This is a genomic window from Methanoculleus sp. UBA291, assembly GCF_002499755.1.
GTDB classification, from domain to species: Archaea; Halobacteriota; Methanomicrobia; order Methanomicrobiales; family Methanoculleaceae; genus Methanoculleus; species Methanoculleus palmolei.
In genome coordinates this window covers 44,603-65,148 of record NZ_DANC01000043.1, presented here as the reverse complement: position 1 = coordinate 65,148, position 20,546 = coordinate 44,603, and the positions used below count along the sequence as shown (strand labels likewise).

At 61.7% G+C, this 20,546-nt stretch carries 20 protein-coding genes and 1 pseudogene; 5 read left to right on the top strand and 16 right to left on the bottom strand.

All coding sequences use genetic code 11. From position 1 onward, the window contains the following. Nucleotides 1–30 precede the first annotated feature (30 nt). Nucleotides 31–705, bottom strand: a complete 675-nt coding sequence (locus tag BP737_RS10750) for a metal-dependent hydrolase (RefSeq protein ID WP_292407891.1) — start codon at nucleotides 703–705, stop codon at nucleotides 31–33. A 68-nt stretch (nucleotides 706–773) separates the two neighbouring features. Next, the gene (locus BP737_RS10745; protein ID WP_292407893.1) at nucleotides 774–1,382 is read right to left on the bottom strand and encodes a response regulator receiver protein; all 609 of its coding nucleotides are present in this window, start codon (nucleotides 1,380–1,382) and stop codon (nucleotides 774–776) included. A gap of 320 nt (nucleotides 1,383–1,702) precedes the next feature. Here BP737_RS10745 and glyS point away from each other — a divergent pair, with 320 nt between their 5' ends. Together glyS and BP737_RS10735 are read left to right on the top strand one after the other, a co-directional pair. Then, on the top strand, nucleotides 1,703–3,424 hold the full coding sequence (gene glyS / locus BP737_RS10740; RefSeq protein WP_292408032.1) for a glycine--tRNA ligase: 1,722 nt from the start codon (nucleotides 1,703–1,705) through the stop codon (nucleotides 3,422–3,424). Then, nucleotides 3,421–5,664 carry a DEAD/DEAH box helicase gene (locus BP737_RS10735; protein ID WP_292407896.1) on the top strand — a complete coding sequence of 748 codons (2,244 nt, stop codon included), beginning with the start codon at nucleotides 3,421–3,423 and terminating at the stop codon, nucleotides 5,662–5,664. Before glyS ends, BP737_RS10735 begins: the two co-directional genes overlap by 4 nt. On the opposite strand, the gene BP737_RS10730 is transcribed toward BP737_RS10735, so the two are convergent. Beyond that, nucleotides 5,655–6,023, bottom strand: a complete 369-nt coding sequence (locus tag BP737_RS10730; RefSeq protein WP_292407899.1) for an Sjogren's syndrome/scleroderma autoantigen 1 family protein — start codon at nucleotides 6,021–6,023, stop codon at nucleotides 5,655–5,657. The two genes, BP737_RS10735 and BP737_RS10730, sit on opposite strands and share 10 nt — an antisense overlap. A 66-nt stretch (nucleotides 6,024–6,089) precedes the next feature. Here BP737_RS10730 and BP737_RS10725 point away from each other — a divergent pair, with 66 nt between their 5' ends. Next, nucleotides 6,090–6,353, top strand: a complete 264-nt coding sequence (locus tag BP737_RS10725; RefSeq protein WP_292407902.1) for a UPF0147 family protein — start codon at nucleotides 6,090–6,092, stop codon at nucleotides 6,351–6,353. A 121-nt stretch (nucleotides 6,354–6,474) separates the two neighbouring features. Here the strand turns inward: BP737_RS10725 and BP737_RS10720 are convergent, their stop codons facing one another. The 12 genes and pseudogenes from BP737_RS10720 to BP737_RS10665 form a co-directional block, all read right to left on the bottom strand. Beyond that, complete coding sequence (locus BP737_RS10720; RefSeq protein ID WP_292407904.1) at nucleotides 6,475–6,891, bottom strand: secondary thiamine-phosphate synthase enzyme YjbQ; 417 nt, start codon at nucleotides 6,889–6,891, stop codon at nucleotides 6,475–6,477. An 85-nt stretch (nucleotides 6,892–6,976) separates the two neighbouring features. Beyond that, nucleotides 6,977–7,731: pseudogene (locus BP737_RS10715) on the bottom strand (ABC transporter permease). 74 nt (nucleotides 7,732–7,805) lie between these two features. After that, the gene (locus BP737_RS10710) at nucleotides 7,806–8,027 is read right to left on the bottom strand and encodes a hypothetical protein (RefSeq protein ID WP_292407907.1); all 222 of its coding nucleotides are present in this window, start codon (nucleotides 8,025–8,027) and stop codon (nucleotides 7,806–7,808) included. Continuing rightward, nucleotides 8,024–8,776, bottom strand: coding sequence for an ABC transporter ATP-binding protein (locus tag BP737_RS10705; RefSeq protein WP_292407910.1), 753 nt, complete (start codon nucleotides 8,774–8,776; stop codon nucleotides 8,024–8,026). Before BP737_RS10705 ends, BP737_RS10710 begins: the two co-directional genes overlap by 4 nt. A gap of 203 nt (nucleotides 8,777–8,979) precedes the next feature. Beyond that, the gene (gene gyrA, locus BP737_RS10700; protein ID WP_394339225.1) at nucleotides 8,980–11,406 is read right to left on the bottom strand and encodes a DNA gyrase subunit A; all 2,427 of its coding nucleotides are present in this window, start codon (nucleotides 11,404–11,406) and stop codon (nucleotides 8,980–8,982) included. Further along, complete coding sequence (gyrB, locus tag BP737_RS10695) at nucleotides 11,396–13,366, bottom strand: DNA topoisomerase (ATP-hydrolyzing) subunit B (RefSeq protein ID WP_292407913.1); 1,971 nt, start codon at nucleotides 13,364–13,366, stop codon at nucleotides 11,396–11,398. The genes gyrA and gyrB overlap by 11 nt, the downstream gene beginning before the upstream one ends. A gap of 241 nt (nucleotides 13,367–13,607) precedes the next feature. Next, nucleotides 13,608–13,922, bottom strand: a complete 315-nt coding sequence (locus BP737_RS10690; protein WP_342686178.1) for a hypothetical protein — start codon at nucleotides 13,920–13,922, stop codon at nucleotides 13,608–13,610. Nucleotides 13,923–13,985: 63 nt separating this feature from the next. Further along, nucleotides 13,986–14,801, bottom strand: a complete 816-nt coding sequence (gene cbiQ / locus BP737_RS10685; RefSeq protein ID WP_292407920.1) for a cobalt ECF transporter T component CbiQ — start codon at nucleotides 14,799–14,801, stop codon at nucleotides 13,986–13,988. After that, nucleotides 14,798–15,631, bottom strand: a complete 834-nt coding sequence (locus BP737_RS10680) for an ATP-binding cassette domain-containing protein (protein ID WP_292407923.1) — start codon at nucleotides 15,629–15,631, stop codon at nucleotides 14,798–14,800. The genes cbiQ and BP737_RS10680 overlap by 4 nt, the downstream gene beginning before the upstream one ends. A gap of 30 nt (nucleotides 15,632–15,661) precedes the next feature. After that, nucleotides 15,662–16,012, bottom strand: coding sequence for a PDGLE domain-containing protein (locus BP737_RS10675; protein WP_292407926.1), 351 nt, complete (start codon nucleotides 16,010–16,012; stop codon nucleotides 15,662–15,664). Further along, entirely contained in the window at nucleotides 16,012–16,650 is a 639-nt protein-coding gene (cbiM, locus tag BP737_RS10670; protein ID WP_292408038.1) for a cobalt transporter CbiM, read from the bottom strand. Before cbiM ends, BP737_RS10675 begins: the two co-directional genes overlap by 1 nt. A 62-nt stretch (nucleotides 16,651–16,712) precedes the next feature. Continuing rightward, nucleotides 16,713–17,861 (bottom strand): geranylgeranyl reductase family protein, encoded by a 1,149-nt coding sequence (locus tag BP737_RS10665; protein ID WP_292408041.1) that lies wholly within the window; start codon nucleotides 17,859–17,861, stop codon nucleotides 16,713–16,715. Nucleotides 17,862–18,024: 163 nt separating this feature from the next. Here BP737_RS10665 and pth2 point away from each other — a divergent pair, with 163 nt between their 5' ends. Continuing rightward, nucleotides 18,025–18,387 (top strand): peptidyl-tRNA hydrolase Pth2, encoded by a 363-nt coding sequence (gene pth2 / locus BP737_RS10660; protein WP_292407929.1) that lies wholly within the window; start codon nucleotides 18,025–18,027, stop codon nucleotides 18,385–18,387. Then, nucleotides 18,384–19,655 carry a tRNA pseudouridine(13) synthase TruD gene (truD, locus tag BP737_RS10655; RefSeq protein WP_292407932.1) on the top strand — a complete coding sequence of 424 codons (1,272 nt, stop codon included), beginning with the start codon at nucleotides 18,384–18,386 and terminating at the stop codon, nucleotides 19,653–19,655. The genes pth2 and truD overlap by 4 nt, the downstream gene beginning before the upstream one ends. Before the next feature lie 14 nt (nucleotides 19,656–19,669). On the opposite strand, the gene BP737_RS10650 is transcribed toward truD, so the two are convergent. Continuing rightward, on the bottom strand, nucleotides 19,670–20,350 hold the full coding sequence (locus tag BP737_RS10650; RefSeq protein WP_292407935.1) for a dihydrofolate reductase family protein: 681 nt from the start codon (nucleotides 20,348–20,350) through the stop codon (nucleotides 19,670–19,672). Nucleotides 20,351–20,546 lie beyond the last annotated feature (196 nt).

The window sequence follows — 20,546 nt, the reverse complement described above, 5'->3', positions numbered from 1 at the left end:
TTCAACAAACCTGAAAACTGAAACCCTCCCTCACGCCCCGGAGGTCTCCGGGCTGATCTCGATGCTCTCCCCGGGCGAGAGAATCCTGACCCGGATCGCCGTCGTCCGCTCGATGGTCCGTTTGAAGTTCTCCAGGTCCTGCCGGATGGCGGGGGAGGTATCGTAGTGCATCGGGATCACCAGCCGCGCCCCGGTGTACCGGGCCGCGACCATCGCCTCCTCGGGGCCCATCGTAAAGCGCCCCCCGACGGGAAGGAGCGCCACATCTGGTCGGTAGAGGTCCCGGATGAGTTGCATATCCGAGAAGAGCGCTGTATCACCGGCGTGATAGACGCTGGTGCCGTCCATCGTGATGACGAACCCCGCGGCGGCACCGCCGTAAAAGCCCATCCCCTCGTCTTCCAGCCATGAGGAGTGAAGCGCGGGGGTCATCGTGAACCGGACGCCGTCGACGGAGATGCTGCCGCCGATGTTCATGGGTTCGGCAGGAACGCCCTTCGCTGCCAGGTACTTCGCCACCTCGTTGATGGCGACCGTCTTCTTTCTCAACTGTGCCGCAATGCCCAGATGATCGGCATGGGCGTGCGTCACAGCAACGATATCGGGCTCCACGGGGAGCGAGCCTCCCGGGATGAAGGGGTCGATGAGGACCGTCCGCGATCCGGCGAGCGAGAAGCATGCGTGGCCAAGCCAGGTCAACATCATGGAGAAAAGATCGACCTTGTCCGTTAAAAAATGTTCAGGAGAATAAGCAGGAGGGTGGACCGGGGAGGTTAAAACTCCCCTAGATCGATCGCCTCGGTGATGTCTATCGCCTCGGAAAGGCCATCGTTGGCGACACCGCGCGTCATCATTTCGGAAAGATCACGGTCTTCCATCACGTCCCGGATCCGCTCCAGATACGGGTCGAGTGTGGTGTCCTTCTGCTGCTCGATCACATGACGATACTCACGAAGTGTGGAGGGACTCACGTCAAGTTCCTCGCTGATCTCCTTCATTGTCTTCCCCGAATCAAGAAGGTCCGACACCGCCCGCTGATCGAACGGCATCTTGAAATCGAGCTCCCTGAAGAGTTTGAGGCGGACCCGGGCGCGTGCCACGGTCTTGCTTAGTTTCTCATCGCCGAGCGCCCGTGCAATCTCGGTATCGTTCTTGCCGTCATAATACGCAACCACGAGTTTTGCGAGCTGTCGGGGGGTCAGTTTGGTCTTGAAATACCCCTGATCGAGAATCTCCCGCATGATCAGGGCAATTTCACGCTCAACTGCGTCGCGATCCCGGAGAGTACCGTGAACCTTCCTCATCGGTTCAACGATTTTCTTCTTGTTCGTGATGGTCGTGAACAGCTCAAGGAGCTGCTGCTTGCGGGTGTCTTCTGCCATGTCCGTGTCTCTCTCGTCCTGTATTCCACCGTCTGGTCCTGAGGGTCCAGTCATGGACCATCTCAAGTATATATAGTTTCTCCCCACCCGGGGGCGTAACGTTCCCTACATTACAATCGCTAACATTTAAAACTTGCTATCTAATCCGTTGAAAGAGAAAGATCATTTCGGTCGATGTAATTATTTCTTCCGGGATATTGCCGACCGTGAAAAAGAAACTCCATATTCACCCCGTTTCCGGGATGATTGTGATCTCGCGCGGAGGAGAACCATTCTTTATTAGCACCGGCGCTCAAGTGTACTGCAGAACTATGGCCGAGATGAGCGATATCTACGAGAAAGTCATGGAAGTAGCCAGAAGACGCGGTTTTGTCTGGCCGTCATCCGAAATATACGGGTCAGTTGCCGGGTTCATCGATTACGGCCCTCTCGGCGCGATGATGAAGAGGAACATCGAGAACCTCTGGCGGTCGTTCTACGTCTTTCAGGAAGGCTACTACGAGATCGAATGCCCCACCGTTGGGAGTGAAGCAACCTTCGTCGCATCCGGTCATGTTAAAGAATTTGCCGATAAGATGGTGCAGTGCCCCCACTGCGGCGAGTACCTCCGCGCTGATCACGTCGCGGCAGAGAACGGCATCGAGAATGCCGGCACGCTCCCGGCGGAGGCGCTTCAGGCGGTACTCTATGAACTGCCCTGCCCCTCATGCAAGGAGCGGCTGGGAGATGCGGGCGTCTTTGCGTTCAACCTGATGTTTCAGACCACCGTCGGTCCGGGGTCGCAACGAAAGGGTTACCTGCGCCCCGAGACCGCCCAGGGCATCTTCACCGACTTCCCCCGGCTTTTGCGTTTCTACCGGGACAAACTCCCCTTCGGCGCCGTCCAGATCGGGAAGTCCTATCGGAACGAGATCTCTCCGCGTCAGGGTATGATCCGGCTCAGGGAGTTCTCCCAGGCCGAGGCCGAGATCTTCGTCCACCCCGACGAGAAGAACCACCCCGCCTTCCACCGCTACGCGGATTATGAAGTGCCCCTCCTCACCATCGCGCGGCAATTTGCCGGCCAGGAGCCGGCCGCCACCACGATGCGCGCCGCCGTGGCCGAAAGGCTGATCGCAAACGAGTACGTCGCCTACTACGTCGCGCTCACGCACCAGCTCCTGACCGCCATCGGCGTGAACCCGGCAAAACTCCGGTTCCGCCAGCACCTTCCCGACGAACGGGCGCACTATGCGGCCGACTGCTGGGACGCCGAGGTCTACTCCGGGCGGTTCGGGTGGGTGGAGGTCGTCGGCATCGCCGACCGCACCAACTACGACCTGCGCTCGCACGCGGAGCACTCCGGCACCTCGATGACGGTCTTCATCCCCTACGACGAGCCGAAACGGGTCACGAAACGGCGGATCGTAGCCGATATGGGTGTCCTCGGCCCCCGGTACCGCGGCAAAGCGAAGGCGATTGCGGATGCCCTGGCCGCTTCGGACCCCGGGGAGGACGGCGCGCGGGTCACCGTCGACGGCGAAGAGATCTTCATCCCCGCCGACCTCTACCAGGTCCGGGAGGAGGAGGTGGAGGTCCGCGGCGAAGAGGTGATGCCCCACGTCATCGAGCCGTCATACGGGATCGACCGGATGATCTACGTTGCGCTGGAGCACAGTTACGCCGAGGAGGAGGTCGAAGGCGAGACCCGGAAGGTGCTCCGGCTCCCGCCGGCGGTGGCGCCCGTCCAGGTCGCCGTCTTCCCGCTGATGAACCGGGACGGTCTCGATACGATCGCACAGACGATCACGGAAAGGCTCGCCCGGTGCCGCGTCCTCGCGCAGTATGACGATTCCGGTGCCATCGGCAGGCGTTACCGGAGACAGGACGAGGTCGGGACGCCTTTTGCCGTCACCGTCGACTACGATACGCTCGAGGACAACACCGCCACCGTCAGGGACCGCGACAGCATGGAGCAGGTCCGGGTGCCTATCGAACGCCTGCCCGCGATCCTCTCCGCACTTATCTCCGGCGCCGCCACGTTCCATGAACTCAAGGCATGACCTATCTCTCTCACCCGCTGATCCGGTCGGAAAGCATTGAGGAACGGCGATACCAACTCTCCATTGCGCTCCGGGCGCTTGACGCGAACACGATGGTCGTCCTCCCGACCGGTCTCGGGAAGACCGCCGTCGCGCTCATCGTCGCTGCCTCCCGCCTTCATTCTCATCCGGGGAGAGTGCTCATGCTTGCGCCCACAAAGCCCCTGGTCGAGCAACACCTCCGTTTTTTCAAGCAGTTCTTGCTCTCTCCCGACGGCTCCGAGCCGGAAGAGACCTATTTTGCCATGTTCACCGGGGACACTTCCCCGGAGGAGCGGACCCGGGCCTGGGAAGCGTGCCGGGTCTGTTTCGCCACCCCGCAGGTGATCAAGAACGACTGCCTGGCAGGGCGGTACAGCCTCGCCGACGTCGTCCTGCTGGTCGTGGACGAGTGCCACCGGGCGGTGGGGAACTACGCCTACGTCTTCCTCGCCGACCATTACTGCACCACGGCGAGGGATCCCCTGTTGCTCGCGATGACCGCCTCTCCCGGCGGCGACCCGGCGAAGGTGCAGGAGGTCTGCAGCAACCTCCATATCGGGGCGGTCGAGACACGGGTCGAGACCGACGAGGACGTCCGTCCCTACATCCACGAGCGCGATATCCACTACGTCGACGTCTACCTGCCCGAAGAACTGCAGGCGGCGCTGGTCGTCCTCCGGGGGCTCGTGGAGTCGCGCCTTACCCGGCTCGAGAACCTTCACTTCCGGGTCCCGAAACCGGACCACCTCTCGATAAAGGCGCTCAACGCCCTCAATGCCCAGATCCAGCAGCGTATTCGGGCACGCGACCCTTCGGCGTTCATCGCAGCGTCCCTGCACGCCGAGTGCATGAAACTCCGCCACGCCATATCGCTTACTGAAACTCAAGGGAGCGAGGCGCTCAAACTCTACCTCGCCCGGCTCGGTTCGGAAGGGGCTTCGAGTTCCGGGAGCAAGGCGAGCAGGCGGCTCGTCGGCGACCCCGCTTACCGGCACCTCGTCGAGGTCGCCGGCGGCTGGAAGGAGGAACTCCATCCCAAGGTCGGCATCGTCCGCGAGCTGGTGCGGGCGCAACTTGCGGCGCACCCGGACAGCCGGATCATCGTCTTTGCCACCTACCGCGACACGGTCCAGACGCTTGTCGACGCCCTCTCCGCGGACGGGATTGCCTGCGAACGGTTCGTCGGCCAGGCCTCCCGGGATGCGGAACGGGGCCTCTCACAGAAGGAGCAGATCGCGAGTCTCGCCCGGTTCAGGGAGGGTGCGTTCAAGTGCCTGATCGCGACTTCGGTGGGCGAGGAGGGGCTCGACGTCCCCTCGACGGACATGGTGATCTTTTACGAAGCCGTCCCTTCGGAGATCCGGAGCATTCAGCGGAAGGGGCGGACCGGACGAAGCGGCAGCGGGACAATCGTCGTTCTGGTGACGAAAGGCACGTCGGACGAGGCGTTTCGGTACGTGAGCCAGACCCGGGAGCGGGCCATGGTGACGGGGATCCGGAGCATGAGCACGGCGCCCGCACCCGCACCGGCCGTCCCGGCTGCTACCAGACAGGTGAATATCCTGGAGTTTGCTCCCGCAGGGCCGGCGATCACCGTCGACGACCGGGAGACGGCATCGAGGGTCGCCAGCCGCCTGCACGAACTCGGGGCGTCGATAACGATCGAGCGTCTCGAATCCGGCGACTACGCCATCGGCGACCGTATCCTCGTCGAGCGCAAGACCGTGCAGGACTTCATGAACACCCTTGTCGAACGGGATCTCTTCGGGCAGATCCGGGCCATGGCCGAGGCGGTGCCGCGTCCCGTCCTGATCATCGAGGGGGAAGACGACCTGTATGCGGTGCGGAACATCCACCCGAACGCCGTCCGCGGCACGCTTGCCGCCATCACGGTCGATATGGGGGTCGCGCTGCTGCGCACGAAGGATGCCGACGACACCGCCGAGGTGCTCTACGTCCTCGCACAGCGGGAGAGGAGCGAGCGGGGAGAACACAAAGTGCATCCGAAGAAGTCCTACCGGTCGGTCCGCGAAGAGCAGGAGTACGCACTTGCTGCGTTCCCGAACATCGGTCTTAAGAGTGCGCGGTTCCTGCTCGAACACTTCGGGTCGCTCAAGGCAATCATCGATGCCGAGCCGGAAGAACTGGCATCCGTGCACGGGATCGGGGAAAAGACCGCACACGGCATATGGGACCTTGCCCGCAGGCCTTATCGCTGACCCAGTCTCTTGAGCGCCTTTGCGCCCTTCTCGACCGCTGTCATCAGGGCCAGGCACTCATCGGCTCTCTGCTCGTTTTGGATGCGCTCACAGAGGCGGATGATCGTCTGCTCGATCTCCGCGGCAACCTGATTTTGAGGTGTCGGGACAGCCGGTGCAGGCGACGGTGATTGCGTCGGCTCGGGGGAGGCCGGTGCAGAAAGAGAGGTTTCGGATGTCGTGAGCGGGCAGATGACGCACTGTGTCTTTCCCTTGTACTCGAACAGGGGATACCCGCAGACTTTACAGGATTTCGCGAGCATCTTTCCGCCCTTCAGGAGATACTCAGCCATGACTTCGTCAGCCTTATCAGCCGCCATTTCGTCGAACACCCTTAATGAACTTATATATGTCTGGATGCCATTAATAATAGAGGGGTAAATGCAATGGCAAGTCCAGACGAAACAATACGGCTCTGTATCCAGATGCTGCAGAATATCAGCGAGGATTCCACCATCCCACGCAATATCCGGCGCGTCGCAGATGAGACGAAGGCGGTTCTCCAGGACGAATCCCGGACGATTGGTCTGCGCGCCGCAACCGCAATCTCTATGATCGATGAGATCAGCAACGACCCGAACATGCCGGTCCACGCACGGACCCGCATCTGGGAACTGGTATCGCAGCTGGAAACGGTACCTCTCGACTGAGCCGCTTATTCTTGAACGATTCCGGCAACATCCGAGCAGAGTGATATTTTACGGCGCCTATCTGCACCGTATCACCTCTTGCTCGTTGCACGGCGCCCTGAGTCCTCCTTATTTCCCATGTTCAGCCGAGGACGGTGACGTGGACCGTTCTCCGACGGTTTTCCCGCACATCGAGTTCTAAGAGAACGAGCTGCTGCCAGGTGCCGCACGCGAGCCTGCCATCGATAACCGGAACGGAGAGCGACGGTCCGACAATCGCCGCCCGGACATGGGACCGCCCGTTGCCGTCGCCCCATGCCGCATCGTGCGCGTAGGCGATATCGGCTGGGGCGAGGACCGAGAGCGCCCGGGAAAGATCGGCGAGCACGCCGGGCTCATACTCGATGGTGGTGACGGCGGCGGTCGAGCCGGTGGCAAAGATGTTCACCAGCCCCTCCCGCACGCCGCTCCCGGCGACCGCCTGCTCGATATGGGGTGTGAGGTTGACGACATCTCCCTCACCGTGCGTATCTACCTGAATCGTCGTATGAAAAAACATTACGGATACCTCGTCGAAATGTCCTGTTGTCCCCTATCCGGATAAAACCCGCGGAAGGATAAATAGGATCAGGCAGCGGACCCCGTCACCGGATATCTTCTCGCATGAACCGGGCCCATGCCAGACCGAAAAAGGCTAGCAGCATCGCAAGCAGGGCGATGATGTTGCAGGTGAGGGCGCCGAGGAGGCTCGAAAGGCCCGGTGCATTATCCCCTGCAGGCTGTGATGCGGCGCCGAGAACCGTCTGGTAGTTGCCGGTCGGAGAGACGAGCGTGACGAGATCGGTGATCATCCGTTTCTGCTCCGTATACGCTCTCGACGCCCGCTCGTACTCCGCGAGTTCTTCCGGGTCTACGGGATCGTCGGACCTGTATGCAACCGCGACCGATGTCACCGAGTAGGCCGAAGAACTCTGCTGGTAGGAGTAGGTGGACATGCCCGGCGGGGTCGGGGGGTCGCCGAAGACAGCCGAGTAGGCCGGGCCGTAAGCAAAGATCGGGATGAACGAAGAGAGGACGATCATCACGATCAGGGAGTACAGGAGAGCGCTTCCGCTGTCCTTCGTGACCGTCGACATCAGGAGAGCGAGGGAAAAGAACGTGAAGACGAGGAGGAACGAAATCACCCCGAAGATCAGGATGCGGATGAACTCGTCAAAATTCGGGATGATACCGAACAGGGTCATGATCGCAAGGGAGACGACCAGAACGGCCCCCATCGCGAGTGCGCCGACGCCCCCGGGGCTTTTCCGTTGATCATCTCGTCCCGGAATACTGGATAGGCGAGCAGGCTTTTCAAAGACTTGCTCTCTTTCTCCCGGGTCACCAGATCGACCCCCATCGCGATCCCGAGCACCACCCCGATACCGGCCATCAGCACCCCCATCTGGGAGTACGCCGAGAGGATGGAGGGTTTCAACCGTCAAGGTTGCCGGCGAGCGTCGGGTCGTCTTCGTTCTGGGCAAGCACCTGGACCGCGTTGTAATCGGAGAGGTCTCTGGAGTACTGGGTCGCCCCGGTGATCATGCCGACGGCGGCGATGACGACCAGGATCGCGAAGAGCAGGTGGAACCGCCTGCTCCGGAGATGGTCGGAGAACTCCTTGCCCCCGATGATGTGCAAAGCCGCCCGCGTCATGCGGTCTCCTCCGTGTAATACGAGAGCAGGATCTCCTCCATGTCGGGCTTCTCGATCGCGAGCCGCCGGGGAAGGACGCCTTCGGCATACAGGGTCTCTGCGACGAGACTGCTGATATCCTTTCTCGCGACGATACGGGCGGAGCAGGAGTCCTGCGAATACTCTGCGGAGAGGACCTCCGGGTTCGTGAGCCGGGGCATCGGGGTCAGGGTCTCGACGTCGATCACCACCCGGTCCTGCGTTGCGGCGCGCGACAGCATCTCCCGGTCGCCGGACGCGATGAGTCTTCCGCGTGCAAGGATGCCGACCTCCGAGAGGATATGAGAGGAGACGAGCACGGTCGTTCCCCGGTCGGCAAGACCCTTAACTATCCTGTGGTAATCGAGCACTCCCCCGGGGTCGAGGTTTGCCGTGGGTTCGTCGAGGATGACGACGGCGGGATCGTTGATGAGCGCCCGGGCGATGCCGAGGCGCTGCTTCATCCCTTTCGAGTAGCCACCGACCTTTGTCCCGACACCGTCCAGCCCGACGAGGGCGAGGAGTTCGTCGACCCGCGTTCGTCGTTCTCTCTCCTTTAACCCGTAAAACCTCGCTGCATAGTCGAGGTTCTCTTCGGCGGTGCGGTCGGCGTAGAACCCGACGTCTTCGGGCATGTAGCCGATCTTCTTCACCTCGATCGGGTGGGCGGCGACCTCGGTCCCGTCGATGGAGCACGCGCTCGAGGTCGGCTGGATGAGCCCGACGAGCATCAGGATGGTGGTGTTTTGCCGACGCCGTTCGGGCTGAGGGGCCCGAAGACCTCGCCCGCGTGGACACCTCAAGGGTAGACCCTGGTCAGGCGGTCGCAGAGGATCATCGTCCGGTCCCTGCGCTTCCGGAGTGATCGCAAAAGACAGAATTCGATGCGGGAGGTGCAAACAGGGCGAACGTGAAAAAAGAGGGGAGAAGCCGGCTACGCCGCTTCCCGGTCTTCGGCGTTGAGGATCGCAAACCCGATGACGCGGTCGCCGTCGTCAAGTTTCATGATCCGGACACCGCGGGTGCCCCGTTTCTGGACCGAGATCTCCGAGACCTTCGTCCGGATCACGATGCCGGACGCGCTCATCACGATGATCTCGTCGTCGTCGGAGACCGCCATCGACCCGACGACACCGCCGCCCCGGGCATCGACGACGATGTTCCGCACGCCCATCGTGCCCCTGCCGTGCCCGCGGAACTCATCGAAATCCGTCCGCTTCCCGAAGCCCTGCTCCGTGATGGTGAGGAGGTGGTCCCCCTCGACGACGGAGATCGCCTGCAGGGCATCGCCGTTGCGGAGGTTGATCCCCCGCACCCCCATCGCGTTCCGGCGGACCGGGCGGACGGTCTCCTCGTGGAACCGGAGGCTCTGCCCGAACTTCGTCGTCAGGAGCAGTTCCTGGCCCCCGTCGGTCGCCTTCACGTCGACCAGGGCATCGCCGTCGCGGAGGTTGATGGCGTTGATCCCGGTCTGCCGCGGCCGCGAGAACTCGTCGAGCGCCATCTTCGCAACCGTTCCCCTTCTCGTCGCAAAGAAGAGGTAGCGGTCAGGACGGAACTCCCTGACCGGGATCACCGCGGTCACCCGCTCCTCCCCGTCAAGGGAGAGGAGATTGACGAGGGCCTTGCCCTTGCCCGTCCGCTGCCCCTCCGGGAGGTCGTAGACCTTCAGCCAGTAGACCCTTCCCCTGTCGGTGAAGCAGAGGAGCGTCTCAAGCATGCTCGCAACGAAGACGTTCTCGACGCCGTCATCGTCCTTGGTGGCCATGCCGATGATGCCGCGACCCCCGCGCCGCTGGTTCCGGTAGGTGTCGAGGTCGATCCGCTTGATATAGTTCGAAGAGGTGAGCGAGACCAGCACCGGTTTATCCTCGATGAGGTCGTCCTTCTCGATCGTCTCGGTCGCGTGCCCGATCTCGGTCCTCCGGGGATCGCCGTAACGGGCGCTGATATCAACGAGTTCCTTTCTGATCTCGGCGAGGATATTCGCCTCACTTCCGAGAAGATCGCTCAGCCGCTCCACTTCTTTCCCGAGGGCGTCGCGCTCGTCCAGGATCTTCTGGTGTTCGAGTGCCGCAAGCCGCCGGAGTTGCATCTTTAAGATGGCGTCCGCCTGCACCTCGTCCAGGGCAAACTTCGTTATCAGCGCCGTCTGAGCCTCCTCGGTCGTCGCGGAAGCCCGGATGGTTGCGATGACGGCGTCGATGTTGTCGAGCGCAACAAGGAGGCCGTTGAGGACATGCCGCCGTTCCTCCGCCTTCGCGAGATCGAACTCGCTCCGGCGCCTGACCACGTTCACCCGGTGCTTGAGGAACTCGTGGACGAGTTCCTTGAGGTTCAGGACGCGGGGCTGACGGTCGACGATCGCGAGGTTGATGATCCCGAAGACGGACTCAAGGGCCGTGTGCTTGTAGAGGAAGTTCAGCACCACCTGGGGTGCGGCACCCCGTTTGAGGTCGATCACGACCCGCATGCCGTCGCGGTCCGACTCATCGCGGATGTCGGCGATCCCCTCGACCCTCTTCTCGCGGACGTGGCCGGCGATATTCTCGATCAGTCGCGCCTTGTTCACCTGGAAGGGGATCTCGGTGATGATGATCTGCTGGGTCCGGCCCTCTTCCACGATCTCCGCAACGCCCCGGACCACACACTTCCCGCGCCCGGTAAGGTAGGCGTCACGGACTCCTTCGGTGCCCATGATCACCCCGCCGGTCGGGAAATCCGGACCGGGCATGATCTGCATCAGTTCCTCCGTGGATACGCCGGGTTCATCGATGACGCGGCAGGTTGCCTCACAGACCTCCCGGAGGTTGTGGGGCGGCATGTTCGTCGCCATGCCGACCGCAATCCCGCTTGAACCGTTGACGAGGAGGTTCGGAACCCGTGCCGGGAGGACATTGGGCTCCTGGAGCGACTCGTCGAAGTTCGGAACGAAATCGACGGTTTTTTTGTCGATATCGGCGAGGAGTTCCTCCGAGACCTTTGTGAGCCGCGCCTCCGTGTACCGCATGGCGGCAGCGGAGTCCCCGTCGATTGAGCCGAAGTTCCCCTGACCGTCGACCAGCGTATAGCGGTAGGAGAACGGCTGAGCCATCTTCACGAGCGTATCGTAGATGGCCGCATCGCCGTGGGGATGGTACTTACCCATCACGTCTCCGACAACACGGGCGCTCTTCTTGTAGGGCTTGTCGCTCGTGTTGCCCATCTCCCACATGGCGTAGAGGGTGCGGCGGTGAACCGGTTTCAAACCGTCTCTCGCATCGGGGATGGCGCGGCCGATGATCACGCTCATCGCGTAGTCGATGTAGCATGATTTCATCTCGTTCTCGATATTAACCGGAACGACCCGCTTAGATGTCAAGGTTGTTCACCTCCTTTGCATGCCGGCGGATGAAGTCCTTCCGGGCATCAACGTTCTCTCCCATCAGTTTCTCAAATATCTCGTTCGCGTAGGCGGCATCCTCGATCTTCACCTGTTTGAGGATCCGATTTTCCGGGTCCATCGTGGTGCTCCAGAGCTGCTCCGCGTTCATCTCACCAAGACCCTTGTAGCGCTGGATGGTGATGCTCTTCTCGCCCAGCGCGGATACGATCTCCCGCAGTTCCTCCTCGCGATAGGCGTACTGCGCCTGTTTGCCTCTGGCGATCCGGTAGAGCGGCGGCTGGGCAATGTAGACGTATCCGTTCTTGATGATCTCCATCATATAGCGGTAGAAGAACGTGAGGAGGAGCGTCCGGATGTGTGCACCGTCGACATCCGCATCGGTCATCAGGATGACATGGTGATAGCGGGCCCGCTCCACGTCGAAATTGTCCCCTACTCCGGTACCGATAGCCGATATCAGCGCCTGGATCTCGGCGTTTTTCAGGATCTTGTGCTCCGACGCCTTCTCGACGTTCAGGATCTTTCCTCGCAGGGGGAGGATCGCCTGGAACTTCCGGTCCCGGCCCTGCTTTGCGGAACCGCCTGCAGAATCTCCTTCCACGATGTAGAGTTCGCTCTTCGCCGGGTCCCGCTCCTGGCAGTCGGCGAGTTTTCCGGGAAGGCCGGCCGACTCGAGCGTACTCTTCCGCCGTGCGAGCTCACGTGCGGTCCGGGCGGCCTCCCGGGCCCGGGCAGCCGTCATTGCCTTATCCACGACCACCTTGAGAGTTCCCGGGTGCTCCTCGAAGTACTCGGTGAGCGAGGAGTAGACAAGCGAGTCGACAATGCCCCGGACGTTGCTGTTCCCGAGGCGCATCTTGGTCTGCCCCTCGAATTGCGGGTTCGCCACCCGGGTGCTGATGACGCAGGCGAGCCCTTCCCGGACATCTTCACCCTTGACCTGGGCATCGTTGTTCTTGAGGAGGTTGTTACGGTGCGCGGCGTTGTTGATCGCACGGGTGAGAGCGCTCCGGAAGCCCTCGAGGTGGGTGCCCCCTTCCCGGGTATTCACGCTGTTGACGTAGGTGTAGATCGTCTCCGTGTAGGAGTTATTGTACTGCAGGGCCACCTCAACCTCGACCATGTTCTCGGTGTCGCTCTTCTGGAAGTAGATGATATCGTCGTGGAGGCGCTCTTTTCCCTCACCGATGTGGGCGACGAACTGCCGGATGCCGTCCTCGAAACAGTAGGCGGCCGAATCGCCGGTGCGCTCGTCCCGGAGGACGATCGTAAGGCCGCTGTTTAAGTAGGCAAGTTCACGGAGCCGGTGGTCCAGCACGTCGTAATCGAACTCGACGGTCTCGAATATCGACCGGTCGGGCAGGAACGTGATCCGGGTCCCCTGGAGACGCTCGTAGTCGAGCCGCTGCCCGGGTTGGGTGCCGTACCGCTCCTCATACCGTATCTCCATCTCGCGCTCGGTCTCCGGGCGGCTCACGAGCGGCTTCGCGACCAGGCCTTGCCGGAACTGCATCGTATAGACGCTGCTGTCCCGGAAGACTGTCGCATCGAGCCAGGTTGAAAGAGCATTGACGACCGAGACACCGACGCCGTGCAGACCGCCGGATACCTGGTAGGTATTCTTGTCGAATTTTCCGCCGGCATGGAGCACGGTGAGGACGATCTCAAGAGCGCTCTTGCCGTAATGGGGCATGATGTCAACCGGGATACCTCGCCCGTTGTCGTCGATCGTTATCGAGCCGTCCCGGTTAATGATAACCAGTATCAGGTCACAGAACCCGGCGAGAGCCTCGTCTACGGCGTTGTCCACAACTTCGTAGACCAGGTGGTGCAGCCCCCGGGTATCCGTGCTGCCGATGTACATGGCAGGACGTTCCCGCACCGGCTTCAGACCTTCCAGTACCTTGATATGAGAAGCATCGTAGGTATCAGTCATCTATGACCTCCGCAAAACAGGCGGCGTCCAGAATCACAGCAAAACTCACAGTATATATTGGTTTTATAACCACTTATACTGTGTGGGTCTGGAAAATTTCTTCTTTTAAGCCCGCCCTGCTGTTCTCCGGCTAAGTACGACCTCTGTACGTGCGCTCCGGGAGGGGCCGAATATCACGGCCGGTCCCTCCTGATTCATCCCCGGATACGGCCTAGAGAGGACGGGGAAGACCGGCCCTCCATCAGTCGTACTTCCCGGTGTCGGGGTCCTTGATACCGAGTTCTCTATCGACCGCGACCGCTATCCTGTTGAGGAGCCGCCGTACGTCCGCTGTATCTTCCTTATCCAGGGTTCCCGGCTGATGCCAGATCACCGCCTTTTTGAGGCGTTCGACGAGTTCCTCGATCTCGGTTCCCCGGAACTGTTCCGGCACCGTAAGGTCGCTGAGGTGGTCGGCGGCGCCGAAGAAGGCTCGCTCGGGGGGCAGACCGAAATGCCGTGAAAGCAGCATCAGGTTGACGATAAATCCTCTGCCGAATTCGCTCTTTGCGGGCATACATACCCTATATGCACCGCCGGGTAATATGAACGATCCGATTTTTTTTTGTACACCGGAGTCTCACGGCTGGAGGTAGACAAAGATCGTCGAGAGCACGATGAAAGCAAGCGTCGCGACAAAGAAGACGAGTTCTCCGGGACGGAGGGATTTTTTCCGGATGTAGAGGCCGGCGTCCGCCCCGTACCCCCGACAGAGCATGCTCGTGTAGGTGCGTTCTCCCTGTTCGTAGGACCTGATGAAGATCGTCCCGACCGTATACCCGAGCTGGCGGAGCCTGTAACGGTAGGAGAGGTTGTGATCGAAGGGATCGAAACACCGGGTCTCCATCGCGGTTCGTATCTTGCCGAAGATATCGGCGAAGACGAAGATATAGCGGACCATCATCCCGAGCGTGAGGGTAAATTCTCTGGGAAGGCCGAGCCTCCCCGCCGCCTCAATCATGTCCTGCATCCTCGTCGTCGATGAGAGCAGGATGATGAACGATATGCTGACGAGGAACTTCACAAGGAGGATCGACGCAAACTGCACCGATTCTGCGTAGACCTCAATCCCGAACGGCAGGGTCGCGATCGTGTGATAGACATCGTAATAGGGGTTTTTAACGAATACCTGAAACATGATCAGGAAGATCCCGAACGGCAGGATGAACAGAAGCCGCCGGAGATAGACCGTCGGCGGAAGGCGGGAGGCGGCCCAGAGGACGATGAAGAGTGCAAAGAGGACGGCACCAAGTTTGTAGACCTTCGTCGAGTACGGCAGGGCGACGACAGCCACGATGGCGGCGAGGGCGATGAGGAGTTTTATCCTTGCGTCCAGCCGGTGGACGACGCTCTTTCCGTAAGCGGATTTCTCGATGGAGTAAAGGTCGTCAATCATTCTCGTCTCGCGTAGGCGTCAAGAAACGATTTCTTCGCATCCTCATAGGTGTAGGCCGTATCGATGGCGACGCCGCTCTCCTGAAGCGACCGGATCAGTTTCGGTATGGGCGGCACGTCGAGCCGGGTCCGGGCAAGCAACTCAGGCCGGGCGAAGACCTCCTCGACCGTCCCAGAGGCCACGATTCTCCCCTGGTCCATCACGTAGATATAGTCCGCCATCTCCGCCACGAGGTCGAGGTGGTGGGTCGAGAAGATCACCGTCATGCCGTACTCCTCGGGCAGCCGGTTGACGAACGCCACGAGGTCGGCGACACCCCGGGGGTCGAGTCCCGCGGTCGGCTCGTCGAGGACCAGCACCTGCGGCTCCATCGCGAGGATGCCTGCGATGGCGACCCGTTTCTTTTCGCCGCCCGAGAGGTGGTGCGGCACGCGTTCGCGCAGGTCTTCGATCCCGAGGAGGCGGAGCCCCTCCTCAACACGGTGGGCGACCGTCTCCTCGTCGAGGCCGAGGTTCGTCGGGCCGAATGCGACGTCCTGCTCCACGGTGGGGGAGAATATCTGGTCGTCGGGGTTCTGGAAGACGATCCCGACGAACTTACGCACCTCGCGGAGGTTCTCCTTCGTGATAGGTTCGCCCCTGACCAGCACCTCGCCGGACGTGGGTTTGAGAATGCCGTTGAAGTGCTTGAACAGGGTGCTTTTTCCTGCTCCGTTCGGCCCGATAACGGCGATGCGTGATTTTCGCGCTGCAGTGAAGTTCACGCCCTCGAGCGCATGGACGTTGCCGCGATAGATGTGGGTGAGATCACGGGTCTCGAGCAGGTGCATGATAGCAAAAAGTGGGGTTTTTTCAGGTATTTAGTTATCGGGCCGTGCAGAGATCTTCGCAGCGGCGAGTCCCAGGACGAGAATAAGGAGCGTGCCGATCACAACCGCAAGCACTTCCCCGGCTTTATCGAAGCCAGGGATGCTGTAATCGGGCATGAGCGCCTCGTATGAGAAGTCGTTTCCGGTCAGGGAGATTGCCTGCTCCTCTGCGGCACCGGCGGCCTCTTCGTCGAGTTCGCTCCCCAGGAAGGGCTTTGCTTCGTAGATGCTGAAGAATGCGCTTTCAAGCCCGTCGGGGCTTCCGGACGCAAGGAACGGCGCGGCAACGGCGATCACGAGGGCAATTGCCACACCGATGATGAAGAACTGCTTCGTCTCCATTACGCGCTCACCACCGTGGGGTGCTCGAGGATATCCGGCCGTGCCGAGGCTATCAGGTAGAGGGCGACCGCGGTGATACCTCCCTCGATGAGACCGATGACCGCATGGTATCCTCCCATGAAGGTGAGGCCGAGGGCAAGCGGGAACGTACCGGCGACTGCGAGTTCAACCGCACAGAGGATCGCGGAGATGAAAAGCGATGCCCAGCCGGCAATGAATGCAGCGGCATACGGGTTGTTTATCACCTTCACGATGCCGTTGTAGCCGTAGTAACCGACGAATCCGCCGACGACACCCATGTTGATGATGTTGGCGCCCATGACGGTGATGCCGCCGTCGCCGAAGATGATACCCTGCACAAGGAGGACCAGCGTCAGGACGAAGACTCCGGCATACGGCGACCCGAGGACGATTGCCGCGAGAGCCGCACCGACCATGTGGCCGCTCGTTCCCCAGGGAATGGGGATATTCAACGCCTGAATGGCGAAGATACCGGCAGCGAGAACGGCGACCAGCGGTATCTTCTCCTCTCCCATCGAACGCCGTGCCCATCGGAGGGCGAGGGCGATGAAGATAAGGGCAATGACCCAGTAGACCAGGGCCTGTCCCATCGGTATAAACGCATCAGGTATATGCATCAGCACACCAAACCTATGTATTACATTTAGGTATAAAGGTATTACTAAGCGTGACGGGGATATCAGCCTGTAAGAATTTGACGCATTCCCGATGCGAAAAGTATGCCCATTGCCCTGACCAGCGCGGGTTTCAGGGCGAGCCTCCGGATCAGGGTGCCCGGCCGGTCCATGTCGCCGTGCTCGATGATCGTCTCGATTATGTCCGGGTCGTTAAAGGCCAGGAGAAGCCGGTCGATCTCTTCGGGCGTCAGTCTCTGCCGCATATGAAGCGCTTTCATACCGATATCGAGTTCTTTCCCGAAATCGTCCTTCCAGCGCCGCTCGTAGTCCCGAAGGCTTCCGTCGTCGAACGTCCCGCGCGCGATGCACGCCGCTGCGACCGCGGCGGCGTGTCTTGCCGACCGGACGCCGGTGTAGACCCCGCCCCCCGACGTGGGTTTGGCAAACCCTGCCGCATCGCCGACAACGAGCGTCCGGTGGCCGTAGGTCTGCGGCATAACCCCGAGCGGGATGACCCCGCTGACCTGGTGAAGCGAGTTTCCCCCGTAGCGGGCGATGAACCGGTCGAAATGGTCCTTTGCGTGCTCCCGTGCGCAGAGCCCGACCCGGGCCCGGGTCCCCGAGACCGGGATCACCCACCCGAAGAAATCCGGCGAGGCGTTGGGGTGCACTTCGACGTAGCGCGGGTCCATCGTATGGGGCACCTCCGCCTGCACTCCGGCGAGGTAGACCCCCGCTCGCCGGAGCCCGAGCATCCGGGCGACGGAACTCCGCGGCCCGTCGGCGGCGATCAGGAGACGGAACGCTACCTCCTCATGCCCGCGGACTCCGCGAACCTGGAGCGATGTGCCTCTGACGTCCGATACGCTGGTCTTGAGGCGGAACTCCGCTCCGGCATTTGCCGCTCTCCCGGCCATCTCCCGGTCGAGGAGGCACCGGTCCACGACGTAGGCCTTTGTTGCCCGGGCGTCGAAGAGGAGTTCCCCCCCGAGGCCGGATATCATCCGGGCGCCGCTCACCTCGTTTAAGACCGACTGCTTCGAGACGCCGCATCCGGCAAACGCGGACGCGGAGAGCAGTCCCGCGCACTGCACCGGGTAGCCGATCGTCCCGTGCTCCTCGATGCAGAGCGTCGTAAGCCCCTCCTCTGCGCAAGCCTGCGCCGCGGCACTCCCGGCGGGGCCTGCGCCCACAACAACAACATCCCAGATCAGACTACCATGCCTCGCAGACGTGAGTTTCGAAGCCTGCCGCCGATTCGAGGGGGCGGCAGGCAACCCTTTACAGAGTATAGTGGCGCCAGGGCGGCATAAATGACGCGTCGCGCCGACCCATAGATGCGTATTTGACGGATCGCACCCTAACTAATACGAAATGCCTGATATCCGGGAGTTTAAGTGGAAACAGTGCCTTATCGTGCGCGCCGACATCAAGATGAGCTGCGGCAAGAAGTGCGCACAGATCGCCCACGCCGCCGTCGGGGCCTACGAGAAGGCCGATAAGATCGCGAGAAAAGCCTGGCTTGACGAAGGACAGAAGAAGGTGGTGCTGAAGGTGCCGGCTGAGAGGCAACTCTTTGAACTCAAGACGATTGCAGAGCGCGCGGGAATTCCCGCGTCGATCATCCAGGACGCCGGGTTGACCGAGATCCCGCCGGGGACCGTGACGGCGCTCGGTCTCGGGCCCGCCCGTTCCGAAGACCTCGACCGGATCACCGGCGATCTCTCCCTGCTATGATGCCCTCGCCCTATCCCCTCGAAGAGGAACTCGGGATGCGCTACTACGCGTCCGCCACCCCCGGCATCGGCGGCCGGCTCCGTTCACGCCCGGAAGACTTCGCCGTCGAGGAACTGCCGCTCCCGATCAGCGACCCCGACGGGCCGTACCTCATCTGCCGGCTCACCAAGACGAACTGGGAACTCCAGCACGCGGTTAAGGAGATTGCAAAGCGGCTTGGCATCAGCCACCGGCGGATCGCCTGGGCGGGAACAAAGGATAAGAACGCGGTGACAACCCAGTTTCTCTCGATCTACAATGTCGCACCCGAAGACGTCGAACGAGTGCATCTCGCGGACCTCACGCTTGAGGTCGTCGGGCGGTCGCAGCACTCCCTCACTCTCGGAGGCCTCGCGGGGAACCGGTTCGATATAATCATCCGGGACTGTATACCGGATGACCTGTCGGTGCGGGTGGAAGCTGCGACGGCGGCCGTATCCGCCGGGATACCGAATTACTACGGGCTGCAGCGGTTCGGCGTCACCCGGCCGGTCACCCATATCGTCGGCGAGAGCATCCTCAAAGGAGATTATGAGGATGCCGTGGTCGCATACGTCGGCCGGGCATACCCCCGGGAATCGGAAGAGGCGCAACTGGCCCGGACGCATTTTGCCGGGACGCGGAATGCGCGGTCGGCGCTTGCAGAACTTCCTGTCTGGATGACCTACGAGCGGGCGATGGCAAATCACCTCGTCGCGAACCCCGGTGACTATGCCGGTGCGCTCCGGGCGCTCCCCCCGAAGCTCCTCTCGCTCCTCGTAAGTGCGTTTCAGTCCTACCTCTTCAACTGCGCGCTCTCATCCCGCCTCGAAGCCGGCCTCCCCCTCTCCGAACCAGAGGTCGGCGACCGCCTGCTCTTTTCGAACGGCCGCGAGGACATCGTTTCCGCGCGGAACCGGCAGGCGGCCCTTCTGCAGATCCGCCGCGGCCGGTGCCGGATCGCTCTCTTCATCCCGGGCTCGGAACCGGTGGCGCCGCGTGGGCCGATGGATGAGATCCTGCAGGAGTTGATGCGGAAGCACGGCATCGACGCCGGGGACTTTGCGCGCGCCTCCCGATTTGTCGGGGCCGCGTTCTCCGGTGTCCTCCGGCCGATAGCGCTCTTTGCCGACGTGCAGGCGGACGTATCCGGGACGGACGTCCGGCTCCGGTTTACGCTCCCTCCCGGTCACTACGCGACGACGGTCTGTCGGGAGTACATGAAAGCGGACCCGTACGTGATGGTCTAAAATTCGGGGGCCGTTCAGGCCCTGTAGAGCACGTCCCACTCGGTGACCAGGTTGCTCCCGCACATGAAGTGACGTTTCAGGGAGAGCCGGAACATCTCTTCTTCGGTCTCGATATGCATGCCGCCGACGAGCGACGGGGTATCGGCACCGCCGACAATGAACGGCAGGTGGATCAGGCGGATCTCGTCGACGAGGTGGTGGTTCAACATGGACCAGTTCAGCGTCGGCCCGCCCTCGATCATCATCCGGCGGACGCCGTAGTCGCGTTTGAGGACCTGCAGCAGTTCCGGAAGGTCGACCTTTTCCACTCCCGCCACGACAACATCGACGCCGCTTGCCCGGAGCCGGGCGACCCTCTCCGGCGGTGCGGTCGCGGCGACGGCGATGACCGTCCGGGCGTCCGGCCCGAGCACGTTTGCATCCGGCGGGATATCCGCCCGGCTGCTCGGGATGACCCGGAGCGGGCTTTTCCCCTCGACCAGCCGGACCGTCAGGAAGGAGTTGTCGATCCGGATCGTGTTTGCCCCGACCATGATGGCATCGCATTCCGCCCGGGTCCGGTGAAGGAGAATCTCGGTCTCGGGGGCCATGTACTTCATGAGGATCTTGCTTGAAGCCCCGCGCTTCAGGGTAAGTTTCCCGTCGACGGTGATCTCGGACATCATGAGGACGTGCGGCCTGTCGTGATCTACCATTGGACTTCCTTGTGATCTATCTGGCGGGAGCGTTTATGAATCTGGTGATTCTCGAACGTATACGGTTGCGCCGTTTTGTCGGCTCTGCGGCATCGGGTGGGCGGATTTGCCCCGACCGGTAAAAACGGCCCGGTCCCGGCAAGGGACCCGGACCCGATCGCATGGCCGGCAGAGCAAAGGTTAAACCCCTTACGGG